The 14,471-nt window shown below is 63.0% G+C and carries 16 protein-coding genes; 10 read left to right on the top strand and 6 right to left on the bottom strand.

Annotated features, from left to right (window positions below; translation table 11 throughout):
• Positions 1–11: 11 nt before the first annotated feature.
• From ABT375_RS21195 to ABT375_RS21175, 5 genes are read right to left on the bottom strand one after another with little or no spacing between them, the layout of a single operon-like run.
• Positions 12–1,100, bottom strand: coding sequence for an NAD(P)H-dependent flavin oxidoreductase (locus ABT375_RS21195; RefSeq protein WP_416465082.1), 1,089 nt, complete (start codon positions 1,098–1,100; stop codon positions 12–14).
• The gene (locus tag ABT375_RS21190) at positions 1,100–2,005 is read right to left on the bottom strand and encodes an enoyl-CoA hydratase (protein WP_416465892.1); all 906 of its coding nucleotides are present in this window, start codon (positions 2,003–2,005) and stop codon (positions 1,100–1,102) included. Before ABT375_RS21190 ends, ABT375_RS21195 begins: the two co-directional genes overlap by 1 nt.
• Entirely contained in the window at positions 2,005–2,793 is a 789-nt protein-coding gene (locus ABT375_RS21185; RefSeq protein WP_416465080.1) for a CoA-transferase subunit beta, read from the bottom strand. Before ABT375_RS21185 ends, ABT375_RS21190 begins: the two co-directional genes overlap by 1 nt.
• Positions 2,794–2,807: 14 nt before the next feature.
• Positions 2,808–3,686, bottom strand: coding sequence for a CoA transferase subunit A (locus ABT375_RS21180; protein WP_261936813.1), 879 nt, complete (start codon positions 3,684–3,686; stop codon positions 2,808–2,810).
• 2 nt (positions 3,687–3,688) lie between these two features.
• The gene (locus ABT375_RS21175; protein WP_261936812.1) at positions 3,689–4,606 is read right to left on the bottom strand and encodes a VOC family protein; all 918 of its coding nucleotides are present in this window, start codon (positions 4,604–4,606) and stop codon (positions 3,689–3,691) included.
• 275 nt (positions 4,607–4,881) lie between these two features.
• On the opposite strand from ABT375_RS21175, the gene ABT375_RS21170 reads away from it, so the two are divergent.
• The 10 genes from ABT375_RS21170 to ABT375_RS21125 all read left to right on the top strand — a co-directional run bounded on the left by ABT375_RS21170 (position 4,882) and on the right by ABT375_RS21125 (position 13,388).
• Positions 4,882–6,102, top strand: coding sequence for a flavin-dependent monooxygenase (locus ABT375_RS21170; protein ID WP_416465079.1), 1,221 nt, complete (start codon positions 4,882–4,884; stop codon positions 6,100–6,102).
• 10 nt (positions 6,103–6,112) lie between these two features.
• On the top strand, positions 6,113–6,928 hold the full coding sequence (locus tag ABT375_RS21165; protein WP_416465078.1) for an alpha/beta fold hydrolase: 816 nt from the start codon (positions 6,113–6,115) through the stop codon (positions 6,926–6,928).
• A 7-nt stretch (positions 6,929–6,935) separates the two neighbouring features.
• Positions 6,936–7,421: a flavin reductase family protein gene (locus ABT375_RS21160; RefSeq protein WP_224549070.1), complete on the top strand. Its 486-nt coding sequence runs from the start codon at positions 6,936–6,938 to the stop codon at positions 7,419–7,421.
• A gap of 77 nt (positions 7,422–7,498) precedes the next feature.
• A complete protein-coding gene (locus ABT375_RS21155) occupies positions 7,499–8,203 on the top strand; it encodes a fumarylacetoacetate hydrolase family protein (RefSeq protein ID WP_416465890.1) in 705 nt (234 codons plus the stop codon).
• A 12-nt stretch (positions 8,204–8,215) separates the two neighbouring features.
• Complete coding sequence (locus ABT375_RS21150; protein WP_416465077.1) at positions 8,216–9,163, top strand: acetaldehyde dehydrogenase (acetylating); 948 nt, start codon at positions 8,216–8,218, stop codon at positions 9,161–9,163.
• Complete coding sequence (gene dmpG / locus ABT375_RS21145) at positions 9,160–10,209, top strand: 4-hydroxy-2-oxovalerate aldolase (RefSeq protein WP_416465076.1); 1,050 nt, start codon at positions 9,160–9,162, stop codon at positions 10,207–10,209. The genes ABT375_RS21150 and dmpG overlap by 4 nt, the downstream gene beginning before the upstream one ends.
• A 10-nt stretch (positions 10,210–10,219) precedes the next feature.
• The gene (locus ABT375_RS21140) at positions 10,220–11,038 is read left to right on the top strand and encodes a sugar phosphate isomerase/epimerase family protein (RefSeq protein WP_416465075.1); all 819 of its coding nucleotides are present in this window, start codon (positions 10,220–10,222) and stop codon (positions 11,036–11,038) included.
• A 3-nt stretch (positions 11,039–11,041) separates the two neighbouring features.
• Positions 11,042–11,983 (top strand): alpha/beta hydrolase, encoded by a 942-nt coding sequence (locus ABT375_RS21135; RefSeq protein WP_261936805.1) that lies wholly within the window; start codon positions 11,042–11,044, stop codon positions 11,981–11,983.
• Between the two features lie 434 nt (positions 11,984–12,417).
• The gene (locus tag ABT375_RS21130) at positions 12,418–12,900 is read left to right on the top strand and encodes an Lrp/AsnC family transcriptional regulator (RefSeq protein ID WP_224549065.1); all 483 of its coding nucleotides are present in this window, start codon (positions 12,418–12,420) and stop codon (positions 12,898–12,900) included.
• On the top strand, positions 12,897–13,388 hold the full coding sequence (locus ABT375_RS21125; protein WP_224549064.1) for an Lrp/AsnC family transcriptional regulator: 492 nt from the start codon (positions 12,897–12,899) through the stop codon (positions 13,386–13,388). Before ABT375_RS21130 ends, ABT375_RS21125 begins: the two co-directional genes overlap by 4 nt.
• 5 nt (positions 13,389–13,393) lie before the next feature.
• Here the strand turns inward: ABT375_RS21125 and ABT375_RS21120 are convergent, their stop codons facing one another.
• Positions 13,394–14,467 (bottom strand): helix-turn-helix transcriptional regulator, encoded by a 1,074-nt coding sequence (locus ABT375_RS21120; protein WP_416465074.1) that lies wholly within the window; start codon positions 14,465–14,467, stop codon positions 13,394–13,396.
• Positions 14,468–14,471 lie beyond the last annotated feature (4 nt).

Here is a 14,471-nt window from a genome sequence, read left to right as displayed (position 1 = left end):
CTTATCCTCCCTCAGAGCGCCGGAGCGGTCTCTCGACCCATGGAGGCCAGCGCGTTAAGCCGCCCATGGGCTTCTTCGACAATGCGATCGACGAGTTGCTGGCAGCTTGGAATTTCGTTGATGCGTCCGCCGACCACGCCGGTCGCCATCACGCCATGTTCGATATCGCCGTCGACCACCGCCTTCTGGATCAGCATCGGGGCGGTCGCGGCCATCATCGCCTGTTTGAGTGGCATGGCGCCATGGGCGGTCATACCCCGCGCGGACTTGATGAGACCCATCCAGCTCGCACCGGTCTGCTTCTTCATCGCCATGCTGGCCTCGATGGCGCGCAGCCACATGCCCAGTGTCCCCGACTTTTCGATCCGGTCCATCAGTTTCGTGGCGATCATCCGCTGCGGAATCCCGTCCAGCCTGGTGGTAACGATGATGCGGTCGGTGCCGGCCTTGAGATATTCCGCCTTGGCGCTGTCCGGCACCGGGCTTTCCTGCGTCAGCAGGAAACGCGTACCCATGGCGATGCCCACCGCGCCATAGGCCAGCGCCGCCGCCAACCCGCGCCCGTCAGCAAAGCCGCCGCTGGCGATCACCGGCACCTGCACCGCGTCCAACACCTGTGGCAGCAGCACGGTGGTCGGCACCGATCCGGTATGGCCGCCGCCTTCGCCGCCCTGCACATTGACCATGTCGACACCCAGTTCGACCATCTTCTGCGCATGTTTCACCGCGCCCACAGTCGGCACGCAGAGGATGCCCGCATCCTTGAACCGCGCGATCATCTTGGCATTGGGGCCGCGCCCGAAGCTCACCGCGCGCACCTGATCCCTGTTGGCCAGGATCAGCTCGACAATCTGGTCGGCACCCGGCTGGAACATGTGGAAATTGACGCCGAAGGGTCGATCGGTGCCGCGCCGCACCGCCAATAGCTTCGCGCGCGCTTCGTCCGGCGTCATCACCGCCGCGCCCAGAAAACCGAACGCGCCGGCCTTGGTGGAGCCGATGACGAGCGAGGGTTCGGCCACCCAACCCATCGCGGTCTGGATGATCGGCCAGCGACACCCCAGCCGCTCGGTCATGATTGTATGCAGCGGATCGCCCATCAACCTTCGCCCGCGTCTTTCTTGTTCGCGGCAGCCATCGCCTTGCCGTCGAGGCCGCCGATCGAATTGCCCATCGTCAGGTCATTCTGGGCATGGGCGAAATGGTGCATATGATATTGCGCCTCGATGGCATTGCGCTTGCCCATCAGTTCCTCGACATGGTTGACCGCCTGCTTGGTCAGCCAGTTGCCCAGGCGTGGCTGCGCGACCAGCTTTGCCGCCATCGCCGCCACCGTCTCGCGCAGCGCCTCGCGGGACACGACCTTGTTCACCATGCCGAACTGTTCGGCGCGCTGCGCGGTCATGCGCTCGCCCAGCAACAGGAACTCCTTGGCGATACGTGGCGGCAGCTCATAGGCATGGGCGAAGTATTCGACGCCCGGAATGCCCATGCGGTTGACCGGATCCTGGAAGAAGGCGTCCTCGCTCGCCACGATCAGGTCGCAGACCCAGGCCAGCATCAACCCGCCCGCGACGCAGGCTCCCTGCACCATCGCGATGGTCGGTTTGGCGACGTCGCGCCAGCGCCGGCACATCCCGACATATTGCTCTTTCTCGCGGGTGTAGAGCAGCTCGGCCGCGGGCTTGTTAACGTGGCCCGGCACCATCAACCGGTTGTCGAAATGTCTGTGCAAGTCGCGTCCCGGCGTGCCGATGTCGTGCCCGGCGGAAAAATGCTTGCCGTTGCCGCCCAGCACGATCGCCCGGACGTCATCGTCGTTCGTCGCAGTCATGAAGGCGTCGTCCAGCGCATAGGTCATCTGGCCGTTCTGGGCGTTGTTGAAGCCCGGACGGTTCAACATGATCCATGCGACATGGTCGATCACTTCATAGGTGACCGGCTCGTCGGTCTCATAGACGATGTCGACCTCTTGCGGTTCGACCAGACGATCACTGTCGCTCATCATGCCCTCCTTGCAGGCGGATTGTCCTTGATGACGGATGCGCGGATATTGTGGGGGTCGAGGCTGGCGATGATCGTCAGCGCCTCGGCATTCGGTATCGGTGTTTCGACGATCTCGCCCTTTTCCAGCGGGAAGCCGGTCGCGTCCTGCACCTCCTCGAAGGTCACGCCCGGATGCAGGGACACGACCCGGATAGCGTTGTTCGTGCCACCGAAATCCATGACGCACAGGTTGGTGACGATCCGGCGCAGGTCGACACCCGCATAGTTGCCGCCTGGGACCCGCTTGGCCGGATTATAGCCCACGCCCGACACCATATCGACGTCGCCCGCGACGAAGGTGCGCGCCGAATGTATCGGGAAGAAGAAGCTGTTGGCGTGGTAGATGGTATTGCCCGGAAAGCCGCGCACGCCCAGCATCTGCGTCTTGGGCTTGTCATAGGTGCCACCCAGATAGCTCAAATTGATCTGGCCGAAACGGTCGAGTTGCGTCGGCGTTACCATCGCATGGCGGCGTCCCGTCCACACCGCGCTGTCGAAGAAGCGCGAGAAGGGCAGGTGGCCCGCAGCCTTGCGGTCGTCATAGCCGCGCGGGCCGATCGGCACCGGCTGTTCGACCAGATAGGCTTCGCCATCGGTCATCATCAGTTCGAGGCTGTGGGTCAGCTTGGCGAGGCTGGCGCCCAGGCGTGGCACGGGGCCGACGCCGGTAGCGATGATCTCGCCATTGCCCCGGAAAGCCTCCGAACAGGCGAAAATGCAGAGTTCTGCCAGAGTCGCTTCAGTCATTATTACTTCAGTCATCAGAATATCGGGAGCGGGAGAGCCGCTACCGCCTCCTTTCCGCCAATGCTATCCAGATAGGCCGCTTCGGTCGCGCCGACGAAGCGGTCGGCCACCGTCGCCCAGTCGCCCGGCTCCCGTGCCGCGTCGGCATAGGATTTGAACGCTTTCATGTCCCAGCCATAGGCGGGCGGCATGGAACTGGGGTGCGCGCCGCAGGGTGCATGGATGACGCCGCTGACGAAGCAGCGTTCGAACACATTATAGTGCGCGTCCTGCGGATAATGATCTTCCATCCGGTCGACCAGTTCCTCTGTCGACGCATAGGTTTTGGTCGCAGCCTTGGCGAACCATTCGTCATAATAGGGGTCGGGGCCGAAGAGGTGGACATTGCCCCGCCAGTCGCTGCGATTGACGTGGAGCAGCGCGACGTCCAGCTTCAGCGCAGGCATGGCGATCAATGTTTCCGCGTCGGCATAGGGCGACTGCACGGTCTTGAGACCGCCCAGCTCGGCCAGATCGGTGCCCAGCCCGACGCGCGTCGGCAGGAAGGGCAGGCCGAAAGCGGCGGCCTTCAGCCCCCATTGGAACATTCCCTCGTCCAGTTCCAGCACCTCGATCTGCCCCGCTTCGCGCGCCTTGCGGAACCAGGGTTCGAGTGGAATGGCGTCGAGCGACACGAAGGCGAAGATCAATTTCCTGACCTTGCCCGCCGCGCACAGCATCCCGACGTCGGCGCCGCCATAGGCGACGATGGTCAGATCTTTCAGGTCGGATCGCATGATCGCGCGGACCAGCGCCATGGGCTTGCGGCGCGGCCCCCAGCCGCCAATGCCGATCGTCATGCCATCGGACAATTGTCCGACGACGTCCTGCGCCGTCATCCGTTTATCGAGCATCTTCAGTCGTCCTTCTCATGGGCCCATTTGTGGCCCCAATCGCTTACCGTCATGCTGGTGGTCGGAACCCAGGTGGCCGGATCGATGACCAGGCCGTTCCAGCCATATTCAATGTCGAAGCCGCCGGGCGTCTGCATGTAGAAGCTCGTCATCTTGTCGTTGACGTGACGGCCCAGCGTTGCGGACAGCGGTACTTTCCCCTTGCTCTTGAGTACGCGGTCATAGGCGCGGCCGACATCTTCCAGAGTCGCGGCTTCCAGCATCATATGGACGGCGCCGTTCGGGCTTTCCGGCATCTGGCCGAGCGCCAGGCTGTGGTGGCGACCATTGCAGTGAAGGAAGGCGAAGCCGACGCCGGGATCGTCCGGCCCGCCGCCCATCAGGAAGAAACGGCCGAGGTCGGTATCGCCAAAGCCCATCACATCCTTGTAGAAATTGTGCGTTTCCGCGAAATTGGGGGCGGTGAGCACGACATGGCCAAGGCCCATGTCGCCATTGTCGCCGGTCACGAAGCCGCTGACGCCCGCGGGCGAGACGAAGGGAGCGTAATCCACGAACCGGCCGTAGAAGATTTCCATCGCGTTGCCGGCAGGGTCCGACGACCGCGCCAGTTCATAGACCTGCCGCGCGCGCGCTTCCATGATGTCGGCGCGTTCGACCGGCCGCCCTGCCGCTTCCAGTCTGGCCAGAAGTGCATCGAAATCCTCGCGACTCGCACACTCCCATCCCGGTGCGATAAACGCGTTGCGCGCGCCCTTCTGTACCCAGAGACGGAACGGGCGATCGTCCATGCGGAACAGGGCGACATCGTCCCGCGACGCCGTTGTCGGCATCAGGCCCGCAATATCGCAGGCGAAGGCGCGCCAGTCGTTCAGGTCACGCGCCTCGATCATCACATAGCCCAGCGAAATTACAGCCATTCCTGCCGCCTCATCCTATCATCCTGCATCATTCCAATGTCGCCGCATGAATCGCGTTATAATACGCAATTCCATATTTTGGACCACGAACATGCTTGTGATGCATGTCATTTTCCACGATTTGCAACGAAATAATGGCAATTCGTTGTAAATCTGCCTATATGCATCGCGCAGAATGTGCAACCCCTCCTGTGCTTGACATTTTGCGTATTTTAAAATTATATAAACTACGCATATAGCCAAAATGGTCCAGGAGACTTTGGATGGAGACGAGGATGACCGCGGCAGCAGCAAGTCGATCGACGGGAAATGGCGAAGCGCTTGCGCCGTCCGCCGAGGCGCTGGTCGAAAGGGCGCGAGCCATGATTCCCCTGCTGAAAAGCCGCGCGCGCGGCTGCACGGCGGCCAATGACGTACCGCGCGTAACGGTGGCGGAAATGACCGAGGCGGGATTCTTCCGTATCCTCCAGCCGCGCCGTCATGGCGGTTACGAGATGCATCCCAATGTCTTCTTCGACGTGCAGAAGGCGCTGGCCGAAGGCTGCATGTCGACTGGCTGGATCTACGGCGTGCTGGGCTGTCATCCTTATGAACTGGCGTTGTTCGACGACCGGGCGCAGCAAGATGTCTGGGGCGACGATCCTGACATGCTGGTGTCCTCCACCTATCAGCCGGTGGGCAAGGTGGAGAAAGCGGAAGGCGGTTTCTACCTGTCGGGGCGCTGGGGCTTTTCCTCGGGCTCGAGCCATTGCGGCTGGGTGCTTCTGGGCGCGATCAATTTCGACACCGATGGCGGCCCGCCTGACATGCGCACCTTCCTGTTGCCGCGCTCGGACTATCAGGTGATCGAAGGGACATGGGATACGTTCGGGCTGCAGGGTACAGGCAGTTTCGACATCCTCGTGGAGCGGGTGTTCGTCCCCGAATATCGTACCCATCGTGCTGCCGATGGCTTCGCCTGCAAGAATCCGGGACAGGAGGCCAATGACGGCCCGCTCTATCGTATGCCCTGGGCGCAATTGTTCACGCGCTCCGTTTCCACCGCTGCTTTCGGTGGTATGCGCGCCGCCATCCAGGCGGCGATCGAGATCATGCAGAGCCGGATATCCACCAACACCGGCAAGGCGTCCAAGGCTGATCCGAACCTGCACGCTGCCATCGCCCGCGCCATCGCCGAAACCGACGAGATGGAGCTGACCCATCGCGCGACCTTCGACGAGCTGATCGGCTATGCCGAACGCGACGAGGCCATTCCGATGCAGCGCCGCGCGCTGTTCGCCTATCAGTCGGCCAGCGTCGTGCGCCGTCTGGCGGACCTGGCCGACGACATGGTGAAACTGCTCGGCGGCCGGGCCGTCTACATGTCCAGTCCGATCCTCCAGCCCTGGCTCGACCTTCATGCCGCCCGCGCGCATGTCGCCAACGATCCCGCCAACCGCACCGGCGACGTGGTCGGCACCATGCTCGGCGAAGCGCCGGCCTTCACCTTCGTCTGAGGAGCATCATATGACGCATGATATCAGCCGCCGCACGCATCGCGTGGCGGGCGGCCATGACATTATGGTGGCCGAAGTGGGTGCCGGCCCCGCGCTGGTCTTCATCCATGGCAGCGGACCGGGTGCTTCGGGCCAGTCCAATTTCCGGCAGAATGTGCAGGCCTTCGCAGGCGCCGGATTTCGCGTCATCCTGCCTGACCTGATCGGCTATGGCGCGTCGTCCAAGCCCGAAGATATCGACTATACGCTGCAACTTTTCACCGACACCCTCTATGAAGCGCTTGTCGCCCATGGCGTGGACAAGGCGATATTGGTCGGCAACTCCCTGGGCGGCGGTATCGCGATCCAGATGGCGCTCGACCATCCGGCCTTTGTCGACCGCCTGATCCTGATGGCGCCGGGCTGCATTCATGAGCGCGAGCATTATTTCAAGATGCCGGGTATCGCCGGCATGGTCAGTTCCTTTGGCGGTCCCGATTTCAACGAAGATGAACAGCGTCGATTGATAACCAATCTGGTTCATGATCCCGTCCATGTCACGGATGACCTGGTTAAAGAACGCTTCGCCGTCGCCCGCACCCAGCCCAAGGATGTGATCATGCGGATGCGTACGCCCAATCTGGCGCCGCGCCTGGGTGAACTCACCATGCCGATCCTGCTCTTCTGGGGCTATAATGAGCGCTTCATGCCGCTGGAGGGCATCACACTCTTTTTCGAGGCGTGCCCCGACGTGCGCTGCGTGACGTTCAACAAGGTCGGTCATTGGGTACAGGTGGAGCGGGCCGCAGAGTTTAATCGCTATGCGCTCGAATTCCTCCATGGCTAGTGCCGCCATGACTGTGCGCCGTCCGGTGGATGTCGCGCAGGATTTTCGCGGCGCGATGCGACGTCTGGCGTCCGGCGTGGCGATCGTCGCGGCGAAGGGCGCGCACGGTCCCGTCGGCATGGCGGCGACCTCCATCACTTCGCTGACCGTCGATCCGCCGGCGATACTGGTCTGCGTCGGCCAGTCGACGGGCATTCATCCCTGCCTCGCCCCAGGCTGCCCCATCAGCATCAACATCCTCTCGCGCCATCAGCGCGCGGTGTCGGTCGCGTTCGGCGGCGCTATGGCGCAAGAGGCGCGTTTTGCCGTCGGCCGCTGGGTGCCGGATCACCACGACCTGCCGATGCTGGACGAAGCGCAGGCGAATCTCGCCTGCACGATCTTCAGCATGACGCCCTTTGGCACCCATAGCATCGTGGTGGCGCGCGTGGACGCTGTGCGTCTCGGCGAAACCGTCGATCCCCTCATCTATCAGGACGGAGCCTATCTGTGAGCGACACTAGCCTGAACGACGGCCTTGCCCATGAACTCTATCGCGCCTTGCGGGAAGAACGCGCCGTCCCGCCGTTGATGAGCCGGTTTCCGGACCTGACGATCGACGATGCCTATGCCATCTCGCTGGGCGCGCTGGAAAAGCGCAAGGCTGATGGCGAACGGGTCGTTGGCAAGAAGATCGGTGTGACGTCGAAGGCGGTACAAGACATGCTGGGAGTGCATCAGCCTGACTTCGGTTTCCTGACCGACAGAATGCATGTGCAAGGTGATATCGACGTCAAGGCGAATGGTCTTATCCAGCCACGCGCCGAGGCAGAGATCGGCTTCATCCTGAAGGACAGTCTCAAAGGACCGGGCGTCACCGCGACGCAGGTCATTGCGGCAACCGAAGCGATCATTCCCTGTTTCGAAATCGTCGACAGCCGGATCGAAAACTGGAAGATCGGCATCGTCGATACCATCGCCGACAATGCGTCCTGCGGCGTCTATGTGCTGGGTGACGCGCGCGCCGATCCGCGTGACCACGACCTGCCCAACCTCCACGTCACCGTGACCAAGAACGGCCAGCCGCTCTCTGAAGGCTATGGCCATGCGGTGCAGGGCTCGCCCGCCGAGGCCGTTGCGTGGCTGGCCAATACATTGGGTGCCTATGGCGTGACGCTGGAGGCTGGCGACGTGATCCTGTCGGGCAGCCTGGTGCCGCTGGAACCGGCGAAGGCCGGCGACATATTTGAAATGCAGTTGCATGGCGTGGGCGCCTGCACTGCGCGCTTCGTTTAAAGTGGAGGTTTCATGACGGACAAGGTCAAGGCAGCGATCATCGGTTCGGGCAATATAGGCACCGACCTGATGATCAAGATGGTCAAATATCCGCAAAATATGGAGTTGGTGGCGGTCGTCGGCATCGACGAGGCGTCCGAAGGTCTGGCCATGGCCCGCGAACGCGGCGTGGCCACCACCCATGAAGGGCTGGACGGCCTCCAGAAGATGGAAGCCTATTCCGACATAGGGATCGTGTTCGACGCGACCAGCGCCTATGCGCATAAGGTCCATGACGCCGCCCTGCGTGCCGACGGCAAGCAGGTGGTGGACCTTACCCCTGCGGCGATCGGCCCCTATACGATCCCCACGGTCAATGGCGACGCCAATCTGGATCAGCCCAACGTCAACATGGTGACCTGCGGCGGTCAGGCGACGATCCCGATGGTCGCCGCCGTCAGCCAGGTCGCAACCGTCCATTATGCCGAGATCGTCGCGTCGGTGTCTTCGCGCTCCGCCGGGCCCGGCACACGGGCCAATATCGACGAGTTCACCCGCACCACCGCCGGCGCGATCGAAAAGGTCGGCGGCGCGGCGCAGGGCAAGGCGATCATCATCCTCAACCCCGCCGAACCGCCGATGATCATGCGCGATACGGTCTTCACCCTGTCCGAAGGCGCCGACGAAGACGCCATCCGTGCGTCGGTCGAGGCGATGGTGAAGAAGGTGCAGGCCTATGTGCCGGGCTATCGTCTGAAGCAGGAAGTGCAGTTCGAACGCTTCGGCGACAACAACAAGCTCAAAATTCCCGGTCGCGGCGAGTTCACCGGCATCAAGGCGATGATCCTGCTCGAAGTCGAAGGCGCGGGGGACTATTTGCCCAGCTATTCGGGCAATCTCGACATCATGACCGCGGCCGCAAAGGCGACCGGCGAGCTGCTCGCGCAGCGTATCCTCGAAGGCAAGAAGGTGGCGGCATGAGCAGCACCAAGTTCAACGTCGAAGCCGGCGACAAACTCTACATTCAGGACGTCACCCTGCGCGACGGGATGCACGCCATCCGTCACATGTATGGCATCGACCATGTGATGGCGATCGCCAAGGCGCTGGACGAGGCGGGCGTGGACGCGATCGAGGTCGCCCATGGCGATGGCCTCAGCGGCGCCAGCTTCAACTATGGTTTCGGCGCGCATACCGACTGGGAATGGCTGGAGGCAGTCGCCTCTGTGCTGACCCGATCGGTCCTGACCACCCTTATTCTGCCGGGCGTTGGCACGGTCGATGAGCTGCGCCGCGCCTATGATATCGGCGTGCGATCGGTCCGCGTGGCGACCCATTGCACCGAAGCCGATGTGTCCAAGCAGCATATCGGCATCGCCCGCGACCTGGGCATGGACGTCGCCGGCTTCCTGATGATGAGCCATATGATCGAGCCGGAAAAGCTCGCGCAGCAGGCGGCGTTGATGGAAAGCTATGGCGCGCAATGCGTCTATGTGACCGACAGCGGCGGTGCGCTCGACATGGACGGGGTGAAGGCCCGGCTCGAAGCCTATGATCGCGTCCTCAAGCCCGAAACCCAGCGCGGCATGCACGCCCATCACAATCTTGCGCTGGGCGTCGCCAACTCGATCGTCGCGGCGCAGGGAGGCGCGGTGCGCATCGACGCATCGCTGACCGGCATGGGTGCGGGCGCGGGGAATGCGCCGCTCGAAGTGTTCGTCGCCGCCGCCGATCGCAAGGGCTGGAACCATGGCTGCGACGTCATGATGCTGATGGACGCGGCCGAAGATCTCGTCCGCCCGTTGCAGGACCGCCCGGTGCGGGTCGATCGCGAAACCCTGGCGCTTGGCTATGCGGGGGTCTATTCCAGTTTCCTGCGTCACGCGGAAAAGGCAGCCGAAACCTATGGTCTCGACACCCGCACCATTTTGGTCGAACTGGGCCGGCGCAAGATGGTCGGCGGACAGGAGGACATGATCGTCGATGTCGCGCTCGACATGGTGAAGGCGCGCGAAGCAGTCGGCTGATCGATCGGCCATGCAGCTGTCGCTCGACCATATCAGCGTAACCGACACGACCCCGTCGCGGCTGGCAGACATCGCCGCCGCGACGGGTTGTTCGGGCATTTGCCCGTTCCTGCATTCGATGGCGGTATTGCCCGCCATGCCCGACTACGACCTCGTCACCGACGCGGCCGAGCGTCGCGCCACCCGCGCGGCGCTGGCCGCGGGCGGATTGACGGTCGATCTCGTCTACCCCTTCACCTTGGCGCGCCGCACCGTGGTCGCGGATTTCGAGCCTGCGCTGGCGGTGGCCGCCGAACTGGGCGGGCGGTTGGCTAATGTCCTTTGCTACGACCGCGATCTCGCGCGCCAGATCGATCGTTTGAGCGAACTGGCCGACCTAGCCGAACAATATAGCATTGATCTTGCTATCGAATTCTATCCTCCTTCACAGATACGAACTCTCGCTGACGCGCTCGCCACGGTCGAGCGATTGGGCCGCGACGATGTCGGCGTCACGGTCGATCTGCTCCATATCATGCGGGGTGGGGAGGTCGGCAGCAGCATGGCCTCGCTGGCGGTGCCGCACATCCGCATGGCGCAGATCAGCGACGGGCCAGCGGCCCTGCCGGCCGACCGCATCGAATGGGAAGCGGGCCTGCAACGGCAACTGCCTGGCGAAGGGCATTTCGATATTCCGGCCTTCCTAACTGCGCTCCACCGCGATATTCCGATCAGCGTGGAAGCGCCGCAGCAGGCGGCGATGGCGGCCGGCGTCCCCGCGCTGGAGCGCGCGCGTGGTGCTGTGGCGGCAACCAAGGCCATGATGATAAAAGATAATCGGAGAGTATGAGACATGCGTGACCTGATCGATCCATCGCTGCTGCCGGGGCTGGACTTCATGCCGCCGCTGGATCTGACGAATGACAGCCTTCCTGCGATCCGCGCAGGCATGGATCAGATGTCGGCGACGGCACCGGAGCCGGACAATAGTGGCGTCATCTGGCGTGAAGAGCGTCTGGCGGATGGTCCGTCGGTCAGGATCTATACGCCGGATGGTGCGACCGGACCGCTTCCGGCGATCCTGCATGTGCATGGTGGCGGCTATGTGGTGGGGTCGGTCCGTACCAATCATCTGGCGAATATAGAAATGGCGGCGTCGGTCGCGGCGATCATCGTCTCGGTCGACTATCGTCTTGCGCCTGAAACCGTCGCGCCGGGCGCGGTCGAGGATTGCTATGCTGCGCTCCGCTGGCTGCACGAAAGCGCAACCGGTCTGGGCGTCGATCCCGCGCGCATCGCCATTCGCGGCGAAAGCGCGGGCGGGGGGCTTGCCGCGGCGCTTGCGCTCCTGGCCCGCGATCGGGGCGGCCCGGCCATCGCGCACCAGAATCTCATTTATCCCATGCTGGACGACCGTACCTGCATCACGCGGCTCCCCGATCATCTCGGCGCCTTCGTCTGGACGCCGCAGGCCAACGCCTTCGGCTGGCGTTCGTTGCTGGGGCAGGAGCCGGGATCGGCCGACGTCTCTCCCTATGCCGCGCCCGCTCGCGCGCAGGACCTGACCGGCCTGCCGCCCGCCTTCATCGCGGTCGGCGCGCTCGATCTGTTTCTGGTCGAGGACATGGATTATGCCCGTCGCCTGATCGAGGCGGGCGTAGCCACGGAAATGCACGTCTATCCGGGCGCCTATCATGGATTCGACGTGATGCCCGATACCGCTCTGGCCCGGCAGATGAAGCGCGACGCCTGCGCTGCGTTGCGCAAGGCCTTGTATTCGAGCGAAACCGCCTGACCGTCCCGCCGGATGGCGCAAGGCTCAGTGTCGCGCGCCATTCCGACAATTTTTCGGCGGCCAGAGTCCGTCGACCCTGCATGTTGACCAGCCGCCTAATGCGGCAAAAGCGGTAGAGGAGTGCGTCAGCCACCGGCCTTATCGGTCGCCGTGCCCGGCATGTCGGGGGCCGGATCGAATGGTCGATATTTGCTTGAATCAGTACCTTGATTCTCGTTTTGATTAGGTGCATTTATTACGCAAATAATGGCTTTCAGGGACAGTTTATTGTTGCGTGATACGCAGATTTCAGGGTTTTCCATGACTCCGGGGCAGCAGGTTGCGATGCGCTGCGGCAATGGTTCGGGCAGCGATTTTCGGCTGGTCCATAGTGACTGGCCCTCCGCAAATCCACGCGCTATGGAACGCTACGGCATAGTGGGAGGCGGGTGAGAATGCAGATCAGAAGCGGGCGAAACGGTACGCCGCCGACGTTGGACGGTCTGGACACCAATATCATCGACATATTGCGGACCAATGGTCGGGCGACGAACCAGGAAATCGCCGAGCGCCTGTCCGTTACCGCCGCCACCGTGTCCGCCCGCTTGCAGAAGATGGAAGAGGCGCGGGTCATGCGCGTCGTGGCGGTCACAGACTTCGCCGCCCATGGCTATAATGTCATCATCGCGCTGGGCGTGAAGGTGCAGGGGCGCAGCATCCCGGATGTCGGTCGCGATCTCGCCAAATTCCCGGAGGTGCTCAGCGTCAACATCATGAATGGCGATCATGATCTCGAACTGCTGGTGGCGTTGCACGATTTTTCGGAGGTGCAGCAGCTTCTGTTCGATCATATCGCCGGTATCGACGGGGTCGTGCACATCACGTCCGGCATCGCCGTAGATATTGTGAAATTCGAATTCAACGTGGTGCCGCTATGACCGAACGCCCGACCTGGGAACGCCTGGACAAGCTCGATCAGGGTATCGTCGACAAGCTGGCACAGGACGCCCGCATCTCCAATCGCGCCATCGCCGCCGAACTGGGCGTGACCGAAGGCACGATCCGCACCCGGATCAAGCGGTTGCAGAATGAAGGGCTGATCCAGTTCACCGTGGTCACCGACTTCCGCATGGCCGGGTCGCCCAATCTCTGCATGATGGGGATCGACGCCGACCCCTCGCATGTGTCCGACCTCGCTCGCGCTCTGTCTGATATTCCCGAAATCACGTGCGTCGTGGTGCTGCTCGGCCGTTACAGCCTGCTGGCGATGGGCCTGTTCACCAATATCGAACAGCTCAACGACCTCATCATCGATCGCATCCGGCCGATGCCGGGCGTGCAGCGGGTCGAAACCTCCATCTCCGTCCACAACCTCAAATATGAGGCAGGCATCGCCAAGATTACGCGCATGACGGCGGACGACTGATCCGGTCAGGCGCCGGCGGCGGCCGTTCGTATCATATGCACCAGTTCGGCCTGACGATGCGTACCGGTCTTGGCGAAGATCGCCCGCAAATGCGCCCGCGCCGTATTGTGGGCGATGTCGAGCCGTTGTGAGGCGTCTATCAGTGATATACCTCTGGCCAGTTGGACTGCCAGCGCGGCTTCGGCGGGTGTCAGCTGGAAGCGATGACGCAGCGTCGCGGGATCGAGTCTGTCGGAGCGGTTCGGGTCGCTCAGGAACAGGGCGATGAAGGCGCCGTCGCCATAAGCGGATATGGGCAAGGACAGGGCGCGCCCGCGCAGCGATGATCCATCCGGCGCGGCCATGTCGAAAGCGGTTTCTTCGCCCGGCGGCGGCGGGGATGCCAGGAGGCGGGCGAGCATCGTCACGCCGGCGCCGGCTTGCGGCTCCAGTCGCCCCTGTCGTTCCATGATGACTATCCCCTCGCGCAGCAGGCGCTCCGCCGTGGCGTTGCGGCGCATGATCCGGCCATCGCGACCCAGCACCAATGTCGCGACGGCCAGCCCGGCCATCGCGCTGCTGAAGATTTGCCGTTCGGCCTGCGTCGTCGTCAGCCGGGCATGCAATTCCAGTGCGACCCGCAGATGCGGCACCAGGCTGGCGATCAGCGCACTTTCCCGCTCACTGAAATCCGGCAGATTCTGATAGCGTGTGATGCGCAGGCGGAAGGACGCGCCGGACGGTGCTTGCAGGTCTACACCCAATATTTGGGCGGACCCGGTGCTATCCATCCAGTCCTTGAAGCGGGACGGCACATGGCTGACGAAATCCTGATAGGACATGACCTGTCCCTCTGGCAGATCGACGAAGGGGTCGGCGTCGGACAGGCTTTCATATTCGCCGGCGCGGACCGGATCGACCCCCGGCGTCACCAGGGCGTCGATTCCGGTTCGGCCGGTGGCGATGATCAGCGTGGCGAAGCTCGCTTGCGCGGCGGCGGCCAGATCCTCCAGAAAGCCCTCCCAGGGCGGATCGCGGGTCAGCCCGCCATACAGCCCCAGGAGCAAATTCGGAAGAGCGGAGGCATCTGTGTCGGCCACCCTT

Source organism: Sphingomonas sp. VDB2, assembly GCF_047946695.1.
Classification (GTDB): Bacteria; Pseudomonadota; Alphaproteobacteria; order Sphingomonadales; family Sphingomonadaceae; genus Sphingobium; species Sphingobium bisphenolicum.
Note: the sequence above shows the minus strand (reverse complement) of the source record. Positions and strands in the feature narration are given on the sequence as shown.